The sequence below is a fragment of the Bradyrhizobium barranii subsp. apii genome (assembly GCF_011516635.5).
GTDB lineage: Bacteria > Pseudomonadota > Alphaproteobacteria > Rhizobiales > Xanthobacteraceae > Bradyrhizobium > Bradyrhizobium barranii.
This window is the reverse complement of sequence record NZ_CP096255.1, coordinates 2,175,891-2,190,531: the sequence shown is the minus strand read 5'-3', so window position 1 is coordinate 2,190,531 and position 14,641 is coordinate 2,175,891. Positions and strand designations below refer to the sequence as shown.

Below are 14,641 nucleotides of genomic sequence, written 5' to 3'. Positions count from 1 at the left end.
GATTTGCTCTTGCCCGGAATGAGCGCTTGAGGATTCAGCGCTTCAGGTTGACGACGACGTCGAGAAGATCGCCGCCGGTCTGGAACGATTTCGAATTCGCAGTGAAGCCGCGCTGCGCCTCGATCATCCCGGTGAGTTCGTCCGCGAGGTCGACGTTGGAGTCTTCCAGCGCGCCTGACTGGACAGTGCCGAGACCGCCGGTACCAGCATTCCCGGCCTGCGCGTTGCCGGAATTCATGTTGGTCGAATAGACGTTGCCGGGCTCCGGCGTCAGGTTGTCGGGGCTCGCGACGTCGGCGAGCATGATGGTGTAGAGCGTCAGCTGCTGACCGTTCTTGAGGATCGCCGTCACGAAGCCCGAATCGTCGACATCGACTTTGTCGATGGCCGATGGAACGCTGCCATTGACAGTCGCCTTGAAGCTGAAGTCGGTTCCGACCTGCGTCATGTTCGACAGGTCCAGGCTCATCGCCGCACCGCCGGGAACGGTGAGGGCGAGAGTCGTCGGGCTCGCCGCGGCCAGCGTGCCTTTGCCGGCTGCGGTCGTATCGAAGGTGAAAGTGGTGGCGGCGCCGACCGACGCACCTGTCGCGGAGTTGTAAGCCTGAAGCTGCCAGGTGTCAGAGCCGGCGGCCGTCGCCGTGTGGGACATGTAGACGTCGAGCGTAACGGCCTGGCCGATATTGTTGTAGGCCACGATCGAGCTCTTCGACGAATATGACGCCGGCCCGGGCGGACCGGCGATCACAGCCGCTTTCGGATCCAGATTGCCGGTCGTGAGCGTTCCCGCCGTCGACGGCACAGGCACTTGCGAAACCTGGGCAATGTTGACGATCTGCATGCCGGACAGGCTGTTCTGCGAGAAATTGGTCACCTTACCGGGCTGGCCCAGGAGGTAGTAGCCGGCCGCGTTGACCAGATTGCCCTGGGCGTCCGGCACGAACGAGCCGGCGCGCGTCAGATATTGCTGCGTGTTGGCGGCGTTCGACACCACGAAGAAGCCGTTGCCCTGCACGGCGAGGTCCGTGGTCGACGTGGTGAACTGCGTGTGTCCCGCGTCGCTGATGGCGTAGCGAACCGTCGTCTCGACGGCGCCGGAGTCGTAATTGCCCGAGCCGCTCTTCAGGATCAGTGACGAGAATTCCGTCGAAGCCCGCTTGTAACCGGTCGTGTTGACGTTCGCGATGTTGTCCGAAACCGTCGACAGCTTGTTGGACTGCGCGCTCATTCCGGAAACGCCGGTGCGCATAACACCATACAGGCTCATGAAGTAGGCTCCTTTGTCAGGTTGTATCTACAATGCGGGTTCTTGCTTGCGCGGAGCTGATGATTAGGATCCGTGCACAACTTTCAGGTTGTAGCGGTCACGTTGTCTTCGGCTGACAGAACGAGCGCGCCTTGTCGGTCCACGCGCCGAAGCCGCTGGAGACGAGATGCGCGACGATGTGACAGACGTAGCGCTTCTGCGCGGGCTGATTGTTGGGGCCTGCGTTGTAGCGCGCGACCGCCATGGTCCAGCTGCCCTCGCGCTGTTTCAGCTCTTTCAGGAAGCGAGCGGCGTATTCGACGTTCTTCGCGGGATCGAACATCGCGCGCACCGACGTGAACTTGTCGCCGTGATAATAATGGTTGATCTGCATGCAGCCGAGGTCGATCAGCTTGATGCCCTTGCTGCGCATCGTCTCGAAATTCGCGATCGCGTCGTTCATGTCCTTGGCGAACACGGTCTGGCCGTCGGCGCCGAGCGCGTAAGGATAGAGCGCACCGCGCCGCCCGGTCTCGGTGAGACCGACCGCATAGAGAATGCCGAGCGGAATGCCGTGCTGCTGGGACGCACGCGCCATCTCGCGCTCGCACGGGCGCGCGTTGTCGGTCGCCGCTGCCGCGGCGCCCGCGTTACAGATAAACAGGACCGCGACGAATCTGCGGGCCCACGTCCTGGTCATGACGCGTCTCCTGGTTGGACTGGCGCTCCTGCCGGGCCTGCTTGGCACCGCCGTCCGATTGCCCGGACGACGTGCCGGCGCCGCCGAACGTGCCTTGCGACTGCGACGATGGCTGTTGCTGGCCGGAGAGCTGCGGCTGCGGCTGGCCGGAGCCGCTCTGGAATCCGTCCAGCGAGCCGTGCTGCACGGGCGCGACGTCGGCGACATAGCCCGCCGACTGCATGAGATCGCGGATCGACTCGCGCTGCTGATCCAGCATCAGGCTGGTGTCCTTGCGCGCGGCCGCGAGGTGAACGGAAACCTCCGAGCCGACGAGGCGAAGGCGTACCGTGACGTTGCCGAGCGCCGGCGGTTCGAGATTGATCGTCAGGATCTTGAGCGGCTCAGGCGCATTGGTCTGCGACGTCGCGAGATCGGGGGCGGTGGACGCCGTCGGAGCCGGCGACTCCTTCAGCTCGGCGACGACTGCGTTGGCGACCTGCTGCGGAGCGCTGAACTGCGCCGGCGGCAGATGGGTCTCCTGCTGGACCACGGTGACCTTGGTCGCTTCGGGCAATGCGTCCCGCGCCGAGGCTTTGACGGCGCGTTCGACATTGGCCGTGACGGCCTCGAAGCCTTGCGTCGCGGGCATTGCCTTCGAGGACGCATCGCTGCCTTGCTGCGCGGCTGCCGCCGCCTGCGAAGGCGCGGCCTGCGAGCGCGTGCCCGTTGAAGCGGCAGCGGGCGGCGCGGGCTCGGCAGACGTGACCTTCGCGGTACCCTGGACCTCACGCTTCGTCGAGGCAGAGCGCTCGTCGCGCGCAGGCGCGTCCTTCTTGTCGCCCGCCGGCGATTGCAGCTGCGGCTTCACGGCCGGCACGGCGGCGAACTGCTGTTCGACGACCGCCGGAATGCTCGATCGGGCCGAAACATCGGTCTTCGCGCTGTGGTCGACCGGAGTTTGCGTCTCCGGCGATTTTTCCGTTTTCTCGTCGGACGATTTGCGAATGGGTTCGGGCTCGTCATCGGCATCGATGCGTTCCCGCACCGTCTTGTCCTTGTCGGTCGGGCGCGCGAGGTGTGTTCGCAACGATCCGGCCTTCGCGCTCGTGTTGCCGCCCTCGTCGTTGAGCGCACGCTTCGCGAGATTCGAGACGGTGTGCAGCAGATCGTTGAACGACGAATCTGCCGGCGATTTCGCTCCGGCGGATTTGCCCGAGCGCGATGCGCCGCGCACGTTGAGGCTTTCGGCGAGACCCGAAAAGACCTGTCCGGAGGTTCCACTGAGCTTCGTCATGGGCGATCCCTGGTAAGGCGTTCGAGTTCGCCGAGCTGCTTCCGCGCGCGCGCAAGCGTCTCGGTCGACGCGGCGAGATCGAGACGCGCCGGCGTGACCGGAGGCTTGTCGGCGGCGGCGGTGGATCCGCCCGCGAACGGCTTGCGGACATCGAGTGCGAGCTGCAACGTCGCATTCAGCAACGGAACGTCGCGCTCGGGCAACTTCGAGCGGTCGAGGGCCTTCAACTCGGCGACACCGCCGTCATACTCGTCAGTGAGCGCCCGCGAGACGCCGCGGAAGAAATGCGCGCGCTCGCGATCCTCCGAAGCGTCGGCGCTGAGCGTCAGCGCACGCTCGCCTGCAAGCCGGGTCACCGCCAGCCGTCCATGCACCATCGCGGTGCGCGCGATCACGAGATAAAGCTTGAGGCGGCTCGCGCGGTCGATCTGCTCCAGCAGAGTGACGATCCGCGCAAAGCGGCGCTCGTCGAGAGCAATGCTCGATTGCGTCAGGCCGGAGGCGAAACGCTGCCAGAAGTCCCCGGCATAGACCGAGTTGCGGTAATGGCGGATATAGGCGAGCGTCAGGAACTCGAACTTGTCGAAATCCTCGGCCTGCCCGACCAGCAGGATCTCGCGCCGCAGTGCCGCCTCCTCCACCAGCGTGCCCGGCAACAGCAGCCGCGCGTCGTCCAGACGCTCGATCGCGAGCGATGCCTCGGCGCGCGCGAACAGCGCGCCCTGGACCAGCGCGACCTGTCCGCCCAGGCCCGTTGGCAGCGTGCGCGGCTTGACGTCCTTGAGCAGTTCGCGCGCTTCGTCCTGGCGGCCTTCGACATAGGCCAGCGCACCGTTGAACAGCCGCTCGTCGACGTTCAGCTTGTCGCGCGGCAGCTTTCGGACGACCTGCGGCCCGCCGCCGCTAAGCAAATAGATGATGACGGCCTGGCCGTTCTGCGCGTTGCTCCACACGCCGGGATCGGCGGCGAGGAACTTTTCGCCGACCTGCCGGGTCAGCGCGATATGGCTGCCATGCGCAGCGGTGTCGCCACGGGCAATGCCATCCTGCACCGCCTGCAAGGTGCGCACGAGCTCATAGGGCTCGCCCGAGGTCGATGCCGGGGACGGTGCCGGATCGGCAAACGCGCATACCGTCGTGAACGGCAGCAGCAGCGCGGCGCGCAGGAGCGGCCTGATCAAGGGCGCTTCTCCCGGATCAGGATCTCGATCCGGCGGTTCTGAGCGGCAGCAGGATCATTCGTCAGTTTCGGCCGCCGATCGGCATAGCCTTCGACGTGCTCGATCCGCTGCGCATCGACGCCGGAGCAAACCAGCATGTAATAGGCCATCTGTGCGCGCGCCGTCGACAGCCGCCAATTGTCGTAGGTCTCCGACTTGTACGGCCGATTATCGGTGTGGCCGCGCACGATGATCACACCCTGGCGCTTCGTCACCAGGGGCCCGATCTTGTCGATCACGCGGATCAGTTCGGGCCGTGGCTCGGCCGAGCCGACCGCGAACATACCGAAGCTCGCATCGTCGGTCAGGCTGATCAGAAGGCCCTCCTCGACCTGACGCACCTCGGCCACCGGGCCCGCACCGGCCTTGATGTCCGACAGCGCATCCGCGATCGCGGACTGTAGCTGCTTGACGGTCGGCTGCTGGGTCTGTGCCGCAGCGCGCGGATCGGAATTCTTTGCTTGATCGCCGGGGCGTGGCTGCGCGGCGGCATTGGCTTGAGCGCCAGCCTGGGCGCCCGGTTGCGGCGCATTCGCCTGAGCACTGCCATCGCGTTGAGCCTGCGAAGGCGCAGGCCCGGGCGGCAGCAGCGGCGACAGGCTTGCAGACGACGCGTCCGCGTTTGGAGCCACGCTACCGCCGGCATCGTCCTGCTTGGCACGTTGCGCCTGCGGCTCGCCCTGACCTGTCCCGGACGCATTGTCGCGCGCGGACGCGTTCGGCTTTGGCTCGCTGTCGACGAAGTGATCCGCATCCTTGGACGTCTGCGGCGTCAACTTCCAATAGCCGGGATCGAAGGGATCGCGGTAGGCATCGCCGCCCTTGAGGCCGTCCTCTTCGGCGGAGGTCAGCGCGCCGGCGCGGCGCTGGCCCGAGGACTGGTTCGCGCTGTTGGCGATCTCGGCAAGCGTCGCGTAGGGATCGCGAAACAGAACCTTCTCTTCGAAGGAGGCAGGCTTCTCCGCCGTCGGCGAGTCTCCGCGACGTTCTTCGTTCGGCCCGGCCGGCTGACGCTTGCCGTCCTGGCCTTCGAACTGCGTCGGCTCCTTCTTGCTGAGATCCTTGAGGCCCTTCGGAGCGGGTGCGTTCTCCGCGAGCTTGATCGGGTTGAAATAGCTCGCGACCACCTGCTTCTGGTCCTGGTTGAGCGCATTGAGCAGCCACATGACCAGAAAGAACGCCATCATCGCGGTCATGAAGTCCGCATACGCGATCTTCCAGACGCCACCGTGATGCGCCTCCTCGGCGAAGGCGCTGCGCCTGCGGATGATCACCAGCTCGTGCTTGACTTCTTCCATGGCGGACTACCGGCGCGCCTCGTTCAGACGTTCGCTCCACGCCGCAATCTGCGTCTCGATCACGGTCTGGTCTGCGACGACGCGGACCTCGAAAGTCTCGGCGGCTTCGTATTCAATCCCGGTTCGCCGGGCCGTCTGGAGCTGCGAGCGCACCAGATCGAGCAATTCGCCCGGGCCGGTGATCTTGAACACCGGCACCGGCGAATTGCCGGTCAGCGCTGCGATCTGCTCGACCAGCGATCCGATCGCCTTGTCACGGACGGCGTCGGCGAGGAAAGGCAGCAATATCCGCGCAACCGAGCTTGCGATGTTGGTTTCGATCTCGCGGCAGGCCGTCTCGAAGCCGCCCACGATCGTGGCCGCCTGCTGGTCGGACCATTTGGCCCGCTCCTCGCCGAGCCGGATCGCGCTGCGAACGCGCTCCTCGGCAACCCTGGCATCGCCTTCCGCGACACCGGCGGCGTGACCGCGACGATAGGCATCTTCGAGAAGATTGGCCGACGGAGCTTCCGCCTCGGGCGCCGGAAGCGGCGATTGAAGCGGCGGCTGCGATTGGACCTGACGCGGCGGCTGAGGCTGAGGCTCGCGCCGCACCTCCATCGGCCTTGTCAGCACATCCTGGATCTTGGGGGGCGGAGGCGGCGGCGGAGACTTGGCCCGCCCATTCGCGTCGAACTGCGTCAGGAGTTTTCCGATAGCCGCGTTCATGCTGCCTCCTCGCGTCGCATCCAGTCTTTAAGGATTGCTGCCGCCTGCATCTGATCGAGCCGGACGATCTGCTCCAGCCGCTTCTGCGGCGTCCGCTGCATCTTGCCTTCGAGATCCTCGACGAGGTTGAGCTCGGGGTCCTGACTGTCGGCCAATGCAAGCGCCGTGGCAGCTTCAAGCTCGGCGGCCTCGGCCGCCTCGGTCTGCTCCTGCGCTGCGCGATGCGTCAGAATGCCGTTGACCGCGGGGCGAAGGCCGAACCAGACCAGCATCGAGGCAACGGCCAGGATGGTGACCGCATTGATGACGCTGCCGAGCTGCTTGTTGATCATCTCGACGAAGCTGATCGGCGGCACCGGCGCCAGTTCGCGCGAGCCTTCGATGAAGTCGACGGCCGTGACCTGGATCTGGTCGCCGCGCTGCTTGTCCAGTCCGCCTGCCGTCGCCGCGAGCTGGCTGATCTCGGCGAGCTTGCTGTCGACGATCGCCTGGTTGCTCTTGTCGCCGAGATCGGCGACGAGCCGCGCGCGGTTGACCAGCACCGCGATGAAGAGTTTCTTGACCAAATAGCCGTCGCTCACCGTCGTCGTTGTCTTGGACGACACCTCGAAATTGGTGACGTCCTCGCGGCGGGTCTTGTCCTCGCTGGAATTCTTTGTGCCGCCGGAATTCACCTGCTGGTCGGGCAAGTTCTGCTGCACCGTGGTCGGCGTCGAACGGTCCGCATTCTGCGACGATTCCTTCTCGCGCACGTTCCGGACCGAACGCTCGGCGCGGCTCTCCGGGTCGTAGACCGTCTCGTTGGTCTGCCGCTTATCGGTGGAGAGCTGCGGCGCGACGCTCACCTCGAAATTGTCCAGGCCGAGATATGGCGTCAACGCCTTGCGGATGTTCTCCTGCACCATTCCGCCGACCGTCTTCTGGAGGCTCGCCATCTTGGTCGGGGCCGCGCTGGCCTCGTCCTCTTCGGCCAGCAGCATCGAACCGTCGGCATCCAGCACCGTCACCTTGTCGCGGCTCATGCCGGGAATGGCCGCCGCGACGAGGTGGCGGATCGACTGCGCCGTGCGCGCCTCGATCGCGCCGTCGGTGCGCAGCACGACCGACGCCGACGGCGGCTGCTGCGTCGCCCGGAACGAGCCGCGCACCGGCATCACGATATGCACCCGCGCCGCCTTGACGCCCTTCATCAACTGCACGGTGCGCGCGATCTCGCCTTCCAGCGCCCGCAGCTTGGTGACTTCCTGCATGAACGAGGTCAGACCGAGCGAGCCGATCTTGTCGAACAGCTCGTAGCCGGAATTGGCGCTGGTCGGCAGCCCCTTCTCGGCAAGCAGCATCCGCGCCTGCATGGTCTGGCTCGGGCGCACCGAGATGGCGTCGCCGGCCGTATTGACGTCGAATGTGATATTCTGCTCGCGCAGCGCGGCGCCGATGCGCGTCACGTCTTCGCGATTCAGGCCTGTATAGAGCGTTTCGAACTCAGGCCGGCTCAGATAATAGGCGCCGCCGACGACGGTGACGAGAACGGCAAAGCCGATCAGTCCCAAGGCCATCAGGCGTCGCGGCCCAAGCTCCAGCAGATTGTTGAGCAGTTGCTGTACCTGCGCACGACTGAGCAGCATGTGACCTCGTACCAATGCGAACGTATGGGACACTCCGCTGCCAACCTTGTCTGAAGGTTGCGCAAGGAGACGAATGTGTCGGTTCGCGGGCGAGGCGTTGCAATTTTACAAGAATCCTGGACGACGCGATCAACTCAGCAGCAACAAGCAGGCGCACGGGCGCATGGCAGCGCAATCGGCTGCGGCGTGTTGCATGACGTCTGGCGTCGGAAGAACTTCCATTACGGGCACATCTTGTGCCGCCACACCCGCCGGTCATGGCAGGGACCGTGCTCCCGGGGGAGCACGGTTGTTTCCAAAGCCGAAGCTTACTTGAACAGCGACAGGATGCTCTGGCTGTTCTGGTTGGCGATCGAGAGCGCCTGAACGCCGAGCTGCTGCTGGGTCTGAAGGGCCTGCAGGCGGGTCGATTCCGCATTCATGTCGGCGTCGACGAGCTGACCGACACCGCGATCCACCGAGTCCATCAGGGTCTTGACGAACTCCGTGTTGGTCGAGATGCGGTTCTTGACGGCGCCGAGGTCGGCGGCGGCCGAGGACACCGAGTTGATCGCAGTGGTGAGCTGCGTGATGTACCCATCGAGCGTGGTCTGGTCAGCCGTCGAGTCGGTCAGCGCGGAGATGTTGATCGTGTTGACCGACGCCGGGCCGCTCACCTTGTCCAGGATACCGGTCTGGGTCGCGGTATAGAGCGAGTAGTTGGCGATCGTCAGGGTGATGGACCCGATCGTCGGCGTGCCGCCGACGCGCGAGAACGACGACACCAGGTTGAAGGTCGCCGGAGTGGCGGCGGTCGTGCTCAGCCAGTTCACGCCGTTGAAGGTTGCCGCATCGGCGGTACCCTTCATCTGCTGCTGGATCTGGGTGATGTCGGCCTGGATCTTGGTGCGGTCGATACCAGCGGTCTTGGCTTCGACCAGCAGCGCCTGCAGCTTGGTCAGGCCACCGGTCTTGTCGCCGACAACCGCGGTCAGAGCGGTGTATTCGGTGTCGACGGTCGCAACCGACAGACCGAGCGAGTCGGACACGGCGGAGAGCGCGGCGTTGTCGGCGCGCATCGACGTCGCGATCGACCAGTAGGCGGCGTTGTCGGAAGCGGTGGCCACGCGCTGGCCGGTCGAGATCCGGTTCTGCGTGGTCGCGAGCTGCGAGCTGACGCTCCGGAGGGTCTGGAGCGCGGTCATTGCAGCGGAGTTGGTAAGCAGGCTCGAGGCCATTCTTGACGTCCCTTTGAAACGGATTGAATTGATTTTGGGGACATACCGGGCTTGCACCGGTACGGCGGGGCGGCATCATGCCTTTGGGCGGCCGAAGAGCGGGCCCAACCTGTCGTAGCGGCGACGATAGCGCGCGAAGTTTGTGCGAGGCTTGTGGCGACGTGGCTGGACCGCAACACGGTGAGCCAGGAGGTCACGACGCGTGACGAGCGTACGCCAAATGAAAAGGCCGCGCTTCGCGAGAAGCGCGGCCTTCCCGGATGGTTTTGAGGCTTAGCCGCGCAACAGCGACAGGATGCTCTGGCTGTTCTGGTTGGCGATCGAGAGCGCCTGAACGCCGAGCTGCTGCTGGGTCTGCAGGGCCTGAAGGCGGGTCGATTCCGCATTCATGTCGGCGTCGACGAGCTGACCAACACCGCGGTCCACCGAGTCCATCAGGGTCTTGACGAATTCCGTGTTGGTCGAGATGCGGTTCTTGACGGCGCCGAGGTCGGCGGCGGCCGAGGCCACCGAGTTGATCCCGGCCGTGACCTGCGCGATGTAGCCATCGAGCGTGGTCATGTCAGCCGTCGAGTCGGTCAGCGCCGCGATGCTGATCGTGTCGATCGATGCAGCGCCGCTCACCTTGTCCAGGATGCCGCCCTGGGTCGCGGTATAGAGCGAGTAGTTGGCAATCGTCAGGCTGATGGATCCGATCGTCGGCGTGCCGCCGACGCGCGAGAACGACGACACCAGGTTGAAGGTCGCCGGCGTGGTCGCGGTCGTGCTCAGCCAGTTCACGCCGTTGAAGGTCGCCGCCGCGGCGGTACCCTTCATCTGCTGCTGGATCTGGGTGATGTCGGCCTGGATCTTGGTGCGGTCGATACCGGCGGTCTTGGCTTCGACCAGCAGCGCCTGCAGCTTGGTCAGACCGCCGGTCTTGTCGCCGACAACCGCGGTCAGAGCGGTGTATTCGGTGTCGACGGTCGCAGCCGACAGACCGAGCGAGTCGGAGACGGCGGAGAGCGCGGCGTTGTCGGCGCGCATCGACGTCGCGATCGACCAGTAGGCGGCGTTGTCGGAAGCAGTGGCCACGCGCTGGCCGGTCGAGATCCGGTTCTGCGTGGTCGCGAGCTGCGAGCTGCGAGCTGACATTGCGGAGGGTCTGCAGCGCAGTCATTGCAGACGAGTTGGTGAGCAGACTTGAACCCATTTTTGATGTCCCTTTGAAGATTGAACTGTTTTTGGGGACATACCGGGCTTGCACCGGTACGACAGGGCGGCGTCATGCCTTTGGGCGGCGAAAAAGCAGGCCCAACCTGTCGTAGCGGCGACGATAGCGCGCGAAGCTTGTGCGAGGCTTGTGGCTCTGTGCCCGGACTGCAACAGGGCAGCCGAATTTGCGGCGTGCGCGCGGCAACACACCAAACGAAAGGGCCGCGCTTCGCGAGAAGCGCGGCCCTCCCCAGATGGTCTAAGGCTCAGCGGAACAGCGACAGGATGCTCTGGCTGCTGTTGTTGGCGATCGAGAGCGCCTGCACGCCGAGCTGCTGCTGGACCTGGAGGGCCGCCAGGCGGGTGGACTCCTGGTTCATGTCGGCGTCGACGAGCTGGCCGATACCGCGATCAACCGAGTCCATCAGCGACTTCACGAAGTCCGTGTTGGTCGAGATACGGGTCTTGACGGCGCCGAGGTCGGCGGCGGCCGAGGCCACCGAGTTGATCCCGGCCGTGACCTGCGCGATGTAGCCATCGAGCGTGGTCTGGTCAGCCGCGGAGTCGGTCAGCGCCGCGATGCTGAGCGTGTCGATCGACGCCGCGCCGCTCACCTTGTCCAGGAAGCCGCCCTGGGTCGCGGTGTAGAGCGAGTAGTTGGCGGTGGTCAGGGTGATCGAGCCCGTGGTCGGCGTGCTGCCGACGCGGGAGAACGACGACACCAGGTTCACGGTCGCCGGGGTAGTGGCGGTCGTGCTCAGCCAGTTCACGCCGTTGAAGGTCGCCGCATTGGCTGTCGCCTTCATCTGCTGCTGGATCTGGGTGACGTCCGCCTGGATCTTGGTGCGGTCGATACCAGCGGTCTTGGCTTCGACCAGCAGCGCCTGCAGCTTGGTCAGGCCGGAGTCCTTGTTGCCGATAACCGTGGTCAGAGCGGTATATTCGGTGTCGACCGTCGCAGCCGACAGACCGAGCGAGTCGGAGACGGCGGAGAGCGCGGCGTTGTCGGCGCGCATCGACGTCGCGATCGACCAGTAGGCGGCGTTGTCGGAGGCGGTGGCCACGCGCTGGCCGGTCGAGATCCGGTTCTGCGTGGTGGAGAGTTGCGAGCTGACAGACCGCAGGGTCTGGAGCGCGGTCATGGCGGTCGAGTTCGTAAGCAGGCTTGACATTGCGAATGTCCCTTTGATGTACGCGTTACATTTTCACGAGGGGACATACCGGGCTTTCACCGGTACGGAGGGACGGCATCATGCCTTTGGACTGATGTGGGTGGGGTCCAACCCGCCGTGCCGCATTGCTAGCACGTCGAATCTTGCGCCGAGATTAAGATCGGCTTGAATTTCGCTGTAATATCATATAGTTAACATTACCCTCTGCTAACCATAGACCGGCACTTTTCGCTAACCATAACCGGCCGGCGATCGCGGTCGCTACGAGAACGACCGCACCAGTCCGGAGGCCAGCAGGTTCCAGCCGTCGATCAACACGAAGAACAGCATCTTGAACGGCAGCGCGATGATCGTCGGCGGCATCATCATCATGCCCATCGACATGGTCAGCGTCGCCACGATCATGTCGATGACGAGGAACGGCAGGATGATGAGGAATCCGATCTCGAACGAGCGCCTGAGCTCGGAGATCATGAAGGCCGGAATGATGACGCGCATGTCGATGCGCTTGTCGTCGAACTTCTTGCGAAAGCTCTCCGCGGCGAGTGCCTCGAAGGTCTGGAGATCCTTGTCGCGGACATGGGCCAGCATGAACTCGCGGAACGGATCGGTGATCTTCAGATAGGCTTCCTCCTCCGAGATCTCGTTCTTCATCAGCGGCTGGACGCCGGTTTCCCAGGCACGGTCGAAGGTCGGCGCCATCACGTAGAAGGTCATGAACAGTGCGAGGCTGATCAGCACCAGATTGGCCGGCGTGGTCTGAAGGCCGAGACCGGAGCGCAGGAACGACAGCGCCACCGCAAATCGCGTGAAGCTCGTCACCATGATCAGCAGCCCCGGCGCCACCGACATCACCGTGATCACCGCCATCAACTGGATGATGCGGCCGCTGGTCGAGCCGTTGCCCGGCGGCAGCAGCGAGTTGAGGTCCGGAATCTGGGCCAGCGCCACCTCGGGCAGCACGACCAGAACCAACGCGAGCAGCAGGACTCTCACTCTCACTGAATCACCAAGGTCTCAATGATCAATTCGCGGATCTTGCCCGACGAGCGGATATTGGCGCGCTCTGTCAGGTCGTCGCGCAGATGCTGAAGCCCGCGCGATCCCTCGAACTGGCCAACCGATGCCGACCGCAGATAGGTCACGATGTCCTCGCTGATATGGGCGGCCAGGATGCCGGCATCCTCGTCGCTCATGCTATCGGTCACCATGGAGGCTTCGACACGGGCCCAGTTGTTGGCCGGCGCGGCGAGATTGGTCACGATCGGGGACAGCTTTCTCAGCCGTGCGCTGCCGGCGTAGCTCGTGGCAAGGGGCGGCGGCGTGGCGGTCTTCTTTGCGTCGGCGACGCGCTCCGCGGCCGCGAACAGATGCAGGCCTGCAACCGCGCCCGCACCGATCGCGATCAGGGTCAGCACCACAATGGCCGCAATCAGGCGCATCACGTCCCCTGCCCTCGCGGCGCGGCGCGGTCGGCGCGATTCTCAGAATGGTGCCACGGCGTCATAGATCCGATGTCCCCATCCAGGCTGCTGCACGTCAGACAGATTTCCGCGACCGCCATAGGCCACGCGTGCCTCGGCGATCTTCTCGTAGGAGATCGTGTTGGTGCGCGAGATATCGCGCGGACGCACGATGCCGCCGACGTTGAGCACGCGCATCTCGGTATTGACCTTGAACTCCTGCGAGCCGCTGATCATCATATTGCCGTTGGGCAACACGTCGGTGACGATGGCGGCAATCGACAGCTTGATGTCTTCGGTACGATCGATCTGACCGTTCCCCTTGATCTGGGTGTTGGTGTTCAGATTGGCGCTGGTCGAGCCCTTGTCCTGCCATCCGGCGACGTCCATCAGCCAATCCAGCCCGAACTTGATTTGCGAATCGCGCGAACGATCGGTCTTGTTGTCGAGCTTGGCCTTGTCCTGCATCGAGATGATGACGGTCACAACGTCGCCGGTGCGCCGGGCACGGGGATCGCGGTAGAGATCCGTGCCGTCGTCCCAGGTCGAGCGATAGCTGACGGGCGTACGCATGCGGGGCGTCACCGGAATCGGATCGGCCTGTGTCCTCAGGCCGGTGCCGACCGGCGACAGTCGCGGACCGGTCAGCACTTCCGCGGGATCGCCGATGCACCCGGTCAGCATCAGGAGCGGCAGGATGAGGATCAGATTCTTCATCTATTTGGTCTTTCCGTCATCCACGCGACGCATTCCGCCGAGCAGATCAGCAAGGTGCGCCGCGCGTGCCGTCTCCATCTCGATGAAGATCGCGCTCGAGCTCCTCGGACTGAGTTTTGCAAGCACGGCGGCGGCGGTCTCGTCCGCCATCCCGGCGATCTGGGTCGCCGCGGCATCCGGCTTCATGCGCGAATAGATCTCGACGACGCTGGCTTCGGCCTTTTTCAGGAAGTCGTCACGCAGCGCCATCCACTTCTCGTATTCGGCGCGCTTGGCCTCGACCTCGGCGATCCGCTCCCGGAGCTGGGTCTCGGCCTTCTCCAGCTCCCTGAGCTGCCAGGCCAGCCGCGCATCGACGGCGGGGTCGGCGACATTGCTGCAGAACAGGGCGACCTCATTGTCCGCAGGTACCGCAGCCTGTGCCGGTGCGGGCTTCGGCGGCGCCGTGACGCTGCCCGGCTTGGCCGGGCGCACGGGCGCGACTGCGGGCGCCGGCGCAGGCTTCTCGGCAGCCGGCACGGCCCCCGTGATTGCGGGTCCGGAATCTTCGGCGGCCCACGCCGTCGCCCGGAACGACGCATTGTCGCCCGGTATCGACGAGGCCGCCGGATACGGCTTCTGCGGTCCGGCCGCGCGGGCACGCGCGAACGACAACAGGTTGAGCGGCTTCGACGGCTTGGCCTCATCCAGCGCCAGAACGGGCGAAGCGCATCCGAACGCGCAGGCCGCGACCAGGAGGAGGAGTTTGGCTTTGTGATCCAGCTTCAGCATCGGGCCGCGTGCGATTCTCGGTCGAGACCTGAGC

General features: G+C 64.9%; 13 protein-coding genes and 1 pseudogene. All 14 read right to left on the bottom strand.

What is annotated here, in order from left to right:
* Positions 1 to 34: 34 nt before the first annotated feature.
* The 14 genes and pseudogenes from HAP41_RS10485 to HAP41_RS10420 all read right to left on the bottom strand — a co-directional run bounded on the left by HAP41_RS10485 (position 35) and on the right by HAP41_RS10420 (position 14,607).
* Positions 35 to 1,267, bottom strand: a complete 1,233-nt coding sequence (locus HAP41_RS10485) for a flagellar hook protein FlgE (protein WP_166102736.1) — start codon at positions 1,265 to 1,267, stop codon at positions 35 to 37.
* Between the two features lie 97 nt (positions 1,268 to 1,364).
* Entirely contained in the window at positions 1,365 to 1,946 is a 582-nt protein-coding gene (locus tag HAP41_RS10480; protein WP_135216103.1) for a transglycosylase SLT domain-containing protein, read from the bottom strand.
* Positions 1,897 to 3,222 (bottom strand): flagellar hook-length control protein FliK, encoded by a 1,326-nt coding sequence (fliK, locus tag HAP41_RS10475; RefSeq protein WP_166102741.1) that lies wholly within the window; start codon positions 3,220 to 3,222, stop codon positions 1,897 to 1,899. The genes HAP41_RS10480 and fliK overlap by 50 nt, the downstream gene beginning before the upstream one ends.
* The gene (locus tag HAP41_RS10470) at positions 3,219 to 4,403 is read right to left on the bottom strand and encodes a chemotaxis protein (protein WP_135216101.1); all 1,185 of its coding nucleotides are present in this window, start codon (positions 4,401 to 4,403) and stop codon (positions 3,219 to 3,221) included. Before HAP41_RS10470 ends, fliK begins: the two co-directional genes overlap by 4 nt.
* Positions 4,400 to 5,740 (bottom strand): MotB family protein, encoded by a 1,341-nt coding sequence (locus HAP41_RS10465; RefSeq protein WP_166102747.1) that lies wholly within the window; start codon positions 5,738 to 5,740, stop codon positions 4,400 to 4,402. The genes HAP41_RS10470 and HAP41_RS10465 overlap by 4 nt, the downstream gene beginning before the upstream one ends.
* 6 nt (positions 5,741 to 5,746) lie before the next feature.
* The gene (locus tag HAP41_RS10460; protein ID WP_135216099.1) at positions 5,747 to 6,448 is read right to left on the bottom strand and encodes a hypothetical protein; all 702 of its coding nucleotides are present in this window, start codon (positions 6,446 to 6,448) and stop codon (positions 5,747 to 5,749) included.
* Positions 6,445 to 8,073: a flagellar basal-body MS-ring/collar protein FliF gene (gene fliF, locus HAP41_RS10455; protein ID WP_063981305.1), complete on the bottom strand. Its 1,629-nt coding sequence runs from the start codon at positions 8,071 to 8,073 to the stop codon at positions 6,445 to 6,447. Before fliF ends, HAP41_RS10460 begins: the two co-directional genes overlap by 4 nt.
* A 308-nt stretch (positions 8,074 to 8,381) precedes the next feature.
* A complete protein-coding gene (locus tag HAP41_RS10450) occupies positions 8,382 to 9,290 on the bottom strand; it encodes a flagellin N-terminal helical domain-containing protein (RefSeq protein ID WP_166102753.1) in 909 nt (302 codons plus the stop codon).
* Between the two features lie 273 nt (positions 9,291 to 9,563).
* A pseudogene (locus tag HAP41_RS10445) lies at positions 9,564 to 10,482 on the bottom strand (flagellin N-terminal helical domain-containing protein).
* A 268-nt stretch (positions 10,483 to 10,750) separates the two neighbouring features.
* The gene (locus HAP41_RS10440) at positions 10,751 to 11,656 is read right to left on the bottom strand and encodes a flagellin N-terminal helical domain-containing protein (RefSeq protein WP_071909957.1); all 906 of its coding nucleotides are present in this window, start codon (positions 11,654 to 11,656) and stop codon (positions 10,751 to 10,753) included.
* A 261-nt stretch (positions 11,657 to 11,917) separates the two neighbouring features.
* The gene (gene fliP / locus HAP41_RS10435; RefSeq protein ID WP_071909955.1) at positions 11,918 to 12,658 is read right to left on the bottom strand and encodes a flagellar type III secretion system pore protein FliP; all 741 of its coding nucleotides are present in this window, start codon (positions 12,656 to 12,658) and stop codon (positions 11,918 to 11,920) included.
* Positions 12,655 to 13,098, bottom strand: a complete 444-nt coding sequence (locus tag HAP41_RS10430; protein ID WP_014492666.1) for a flagellar basal body-associated FliL family protein — start codon at positions 13,096 to 13,098, stop codon at positions 12,655 to 12,657. Before HAP41_RS10430 ends, fliP begins: the two co-directional genes overlap by 4 nt.
* A 42-nt stretch (positions 13,099 to 13,140) precedes the next feature.
* A complete protein-coding gene (flgH, locus tag HAP41_RS10425; protein ID WP_028153467.1) occupies positions 13,141 to 13,836 on the bottom strand; it encodes a flagellar basal body L-ring protein FlgH in 696 nt (231 codons plus the stop codon).
* Positions 13,837 to 14,607, bottom strand: coding sequence for a MotE family protein (locus tag HAP41_RS10420; RefSeq protein WP_166102756.1), 771 nt, complete (start codon positions 14,605 to 14,607; stop codon positions 13,837 to 13,839). It abuts the gene before it with no gap.
* Positions 14,608 to 14,641: the final 34 nt, after the last annotated feature.

Coding starts and splice junctions, on each gene's coding strand:
- HAP41_RS10485 (WP_166102736.1), bottom strand. CDS start 1,267: ATGAGCCTGTATGGTGTTATGCGCACCGGCGTTTCCGGAATGAGCGCG.
- HAP41_RS10480 (WP_135216103.1), bottom strand. CDS start 1,946: ATGACCAGGACGTGGGCCCGCAGATTCGTCGCGGTCCTGTTTATCTGT.
- fliK (WP_166102741.1), bottom strand. CDS start 3,222: ATGACGAAGCTCAGTGGAACCTCCGGACAGGTCTTTTCGGGTCTCGCC.
- HAP41_RS10465 (WP_166102747.1), bottom strand. CDS start 5,740: ATGGAAGAAGTCAAGCACGAGCTGGTGATCATCCGCAGGCGCAGCGCC.
- HAP41_RS10460 (WP_135216099.1), bottom strand. CDS start 6,448: ATGAACGCGGCTATCGGAAAACTCCTGACGCAGTTCGACGCGAATGGG.
- fliF (WP_063981305.1), bottom strand. CDS start 8,073: ATGCTGCTCAGTCGTGCGCAGGTACAGCAACTGCTCAACAATCTGCTG.
- HAP41_RS10450 (WP_166102753.1), bottom strand. CDS start 9,290: ATGGCCTCGAGCCTGCTTACCAACTCCGCTGCAATGACCGCGCTCCAG.
- HAP41_RS10440 (WP_071909957.1), bottom strand. CDS start 11,656: ATGTCAAGCCTGCTTACGAACTCGACCGCCATGACCGCGCTCCAGACC.
- HAP41_RS10430 (WP_014492666.1), bottom strand. CDS start 13,098: ATGCGCCTGATTGCGGCCATTGTGGTGCTGACCCTGATCGCGATCGGT.
- flgH (WP_028153467.1), bottom strand. CDS start 13,836: ATGAAGAATCTGATCCTCATCCTGCCGCTCCTGATGCTGACCGGGTGC.
- HAP41_RS10420 (WP_166102756.1), bottom strand. CDS start 14,607: ATGCTGAAGCTGGATCACAAAGCCAAACTCCTCCTCCTGGTCGCGGCC.